The organism is Streptomyces sp. RP5T (assembly GCF_003933965.1).
GTDB lineage: Bacteria > Actinomycetota > Actinomycetes > Streptomycetales > Streptomycetaceae > Streptomyces.
Genome location: NZ_RSAJ01000706.1, coordinates 1 through 3912 on the forward strand (window position 1 = coordinate 1; position 3912 = coordinate 3912).

Here is a 3912-nt window from a genome sequence, read left to right on the forward strand (position 1 = left end):
GCCCAGGAGTACGCGGGCCACGCCTCGGCCGGCAGCGTCGTCGGCGCCGCCGCCGCGCTCCTCGTCAAGCACGACGTGACCGAGGCCGCCGAGGCCGTCCTCGCCGGCTCCCCCAAGGCCGCCCGCTACGGCCCCGCCACCTTCCACGCGGTCCTGAGCGCGAGCCTGGCGCGGTCCGGTGTCCTGGTGCGCGACCCGGACCGGCTGCGGCAACTGGAGACCGTCGGCACCGTCCTCCTGCACCCGAGCGCCCTGCGCACCCCGGGCGCGGGCGCCGACGCCTGGGCCGAGCCCGTGCTGGACGCCGCCCGGCGCGCCGGACTGCGGGTCGTGGTCCCGGACGATCCCGCCCTGGCCGACTTCACCGGTCTCGCCGACCAGGTCGTGGACGCCGGACGGCCGTTGCGGGACATCGTCGACCAACTCGGCGAGGACGAGGGCGGGGTGCTCACCGTCGCCCGCCCCCAGGACGCCGACGTCGTCGCCGGACTCCTGCGCGGCGACGTGGCCGTCTGCCTCACCGACGGCGGCCACGCGGTCGCCTGGGGTGCCGACGTCCTCGCCCCGCACGGACTGCCGGACCTCTGGCGGCTGTTGACCGCCGTACCGGAGGCCCGCGCGGTCGGCCGCCGCTCCCAGACCCTGGCCCGCTCGGGCGCCGCCCTGTCCGGACTCCTCGTCGCCGTCGGCGAGTCGGGCCGCGGCGGACGCCGTACGGCGCTGCCCGGACTGCGGCACGCCCCCGTCGACGCGGCCGCGGCCGCCGCCCTCCTCACCGGCACCCGCGCCGCCCTGCGGGTGGCCGCCGTGAGCCTCCCGCACCCGCGCCCCCGGGTGGCCTGGCACGCCCTGCGCCCGGACGCCGTACGCGACCGGCTGGAGGAGCAGGCGCCCCCGGAGCCGACGCTCACCGAGCAGACGGCCGCACGGGTGCGCACCGCCACCGACGCCGTCGTACGACTGCCCGTGCTGGCCCCCGCCAGGTGGTCGGCACAGCTCGCCCGGGCCGTGCGCGGTGAGCTGGACGACCCGCTCACCCCCGTCCTGGCGGTCGGCTCGGCCGCCTCCGCGATCCTCGGGTCCGCGATGGACGCCCTGCTGGTGCTCGGCGCCCTCGACCTGAACGCGCTCGTCGGCGGACTCCAGCGGCTGCGCGCCGAGCGGGCCCTGTCCGGGCTGCTCGACCAGCAGAAGCGGAAGGCCCGGGTCGCGGACGAGGACGACGCGGAACCGCACATGGTCGACGCCGCCGGGCTGAGCCCGGGTGACGTCATCGAGCTCACGCTGGACGACGTCGTACCCGCCGACGCCCGGCTGCTGTGGGAGGACGGCCTCGAAGTGGACGAGTCCGCACTGACCGGCGAGTCGCTCCCGGTGGGCAAGCGCACCGACCCGAGCCCGCGCGCCCCCGTCGCCGAACGGCACTGCATGGTCTTCGAGGGGACGACCGTGGTGGCCGGGAAGGCCCGCGCGGTCGTCGTGGACACCGGGGACCGCACCGAGGCCGCCCGGGCCGTCGCGCTCGCCGCCCGCACCCCGGCCGCCGCGGGGGTCCAGGCCCGGCTCCAGGAACTCACCCGCAAGGCGATGCCGTTGACGATGGCGGGCGGCGCCGCGGTCACCGGGCTCGCCCTGGTGCGCGGCACCCCCCTGCGCCGGGCCGTCGGCGGCGGCGTCGCGGTCGCGGTGGCCGCCGTACCGGAAGGGCTGCCGCTGGTGGCCACCGTCGCGCAGCTCGCGGCCGCCCGCCGGCTCAGCGCGCACGGCGTCCTGGTCCGCGCCCCGCGCACCCTGGAGGCCCTGGGCCGGATGGACACCATCTGCTTCGACAAGACCGGCACCCTCACCGAGAACCGGCTGCGCCTGGTCCGGGTCACCGACGCGCACGGCACGGCCCACACCCCCGGCGGGCCCGACGCGGACGGCCCGCTGCGGATCGCGGCCCGCGCCTGTCCGCAGCTCGACGGCGAATCCGGGCAGCACCCGGCCCACGCCACCGACGAGGCCGTCCTGGACGCGGCCGCCCCCGACGAGGAGTGGCGGCAGCTGGAGGGCCTGCCCTTCGAGGCCGGCCGCGGTTACGCCGCCGCCGTCGGACAGGTGGGCGACGGCTCTCCTCACCTGGTGCTCAAGGGCGCCCCGGAGACGGTCCTGCCCGCCTGCGCGGACCTCCCCGCCGACGCCACCGAGCGGGCCCACGCCCTGGCGGACGACGGCCTGCGGGTCCTCGCGGTGGCCCGGCGCCCGCTCGGCGACGACGAGCGGACCGTACCCGAAGAGCCGTTGCGGGACCTGGAGTTCGTGGGTCTGCTGGCCCTCGCCGACGTGGCCCGGGACACCTCCCCGGACCTGGTGCGCGGGCTGCGCGAGGCGGGCGTACGGCCGGTCGTGCTGACCGGCGACCACCCGCGGACCGCGCACGCCATCGCCACCGACCTCGGCTGGCCCGAGGACGCCACGGTCGTCACCGGCGACGAACTGGCCGCCGCCGACCGCTCGGCCCGCTCCCGGATGCTGCGGGACGCCGATGTCGTGGCCAGGGTGGCGCCCGAGCAGAAGCTCCAGGTCGTCGAGGCGCTCAGGGACGCGGGCCGGGTCGTCGGCATGGTCGGCGACGGCGCCAACGACGCGGCCGCCATCCGGGCCGCCGACATCGGCGTCGGCATCAACGCCCGCGGCTCGGCCGCCGCCCGCAACGCCGCCGACATCGTCCTCACCGGCGACGACCTCACCGCCCTCATCGAGTCCGTGCGCGAGGGCCGCGCCCTGTGGCACAGCGTCGCCGACGCCATCGCCATCCTGATCGGCGGCAACGCGGGCGAGGTGGGCTTCGGCATCCTCGGCACGCTCCTGTCGGGCGCGGCCCCCCTGTCCACCCGCCAGATGCTCCTGGTGAACCTCTTCACCGACCTGTTCCCCGCGATGGCGGTCGCGGTGACGCCGACGGAGAAACCCACGGAGGACGAGCCCTCGGCCGACACGGTCCTCGGCACCTCACTGATCCACCAGATCCGCGACCGTGCCCTCACCACCTGCCTGGGGGCCACGGTGGCCTGGCTCATCGGCCGCTTCACCCCGGGCACGGCCCGCCGCTCGACCACGATGGCCCTGTGCGCGGTGGTCGGCACCCAGCTCGCCCAGACCCTGGCGGACCGCCGGAGGAGCCCCTTGGTCCGGGTGACCTCCCTGGGCTCGGCGGCGGCCCTGATCGCCCTGGTGGAAACCCCGGGAGTCAGCCAGCTCTTCGGCTGCACCCCCCTGGGCCCCCTGGCCTGGACGGGCGTGGCCACAGCAATAACCCTGGCCCTGACAGCCCAACGCACGCTCCCGGTGCTGGAGCGAAGGGTACTGAGCCGGCTCATGTGACTTTCCCGCCGCATCGGAGGGCGCTGAGTCGACACAGGCGAACCCGACCCCCCCCAGGGGCGCGGGGAACTGCGCGACCAGCCCCCACGGGCGGGAGGCCGAAGAACTACGCGCTGACTCTGCCGTCGCATCGGAGGGCGCTGAGTCGACACAGGTGAACCCGACCCCTCCAGGGGCGCGGGGAACTGCGCGATCAGCCCCCACGGGCGGGAGGCCGAAGAACTACGCGCTGACTCTGCCGTCGGATCGGAGGGCGCTGAGTCGACACAGGCGAACCCGCCCCCCAGGGGCGCGGGGAACTGCGCGACCAGCCCCCACCGGCGGTCGGTCGCGAACCGACGCGCTGACCCCGGGCGCTGCGCGACCAGCCCCGGCCGGAGGCCTACGCGCTGACCCCCGCCGCCTCACGGACCTCCGCGGACTCCAGCCGCTCAGCCGTCCGCTCAGCCGTCCGCCGCGCCCACGTACCGCTCGTCACCGCCCCGAGCACCAGCACCGCGAACCCGCACCCGGCCAGGATCCACCACCCCGGCACCGCGGCGGACA

1 protein-coding gene and 1 pseudogene are annotated in these 3912 nt (G+C 76.8%); one reads left to right on the forward strand and one right to left on the reverse strand.

The window, feature by feature from the left end; genetic code table 11:
- Positions 1-3366: cation-translocating P-type ATPase (locus EHS43_RS39560; protein WP_148104218.1), on the forward strand; the 3366-nt coding region annotated here is incomplete at its 5' end.
- Positions 3367-3748: 382 nt separating this feature from the next.
- Here the strand turns inward: EHS43_RS39560 and EHS43_RS48435 are convergent.
- Positions 3749-3912 (reverse strand): annotated as a pseudogene (locus tag EHS43_RS48435) (MFS transporter); the annotation flags it as partial.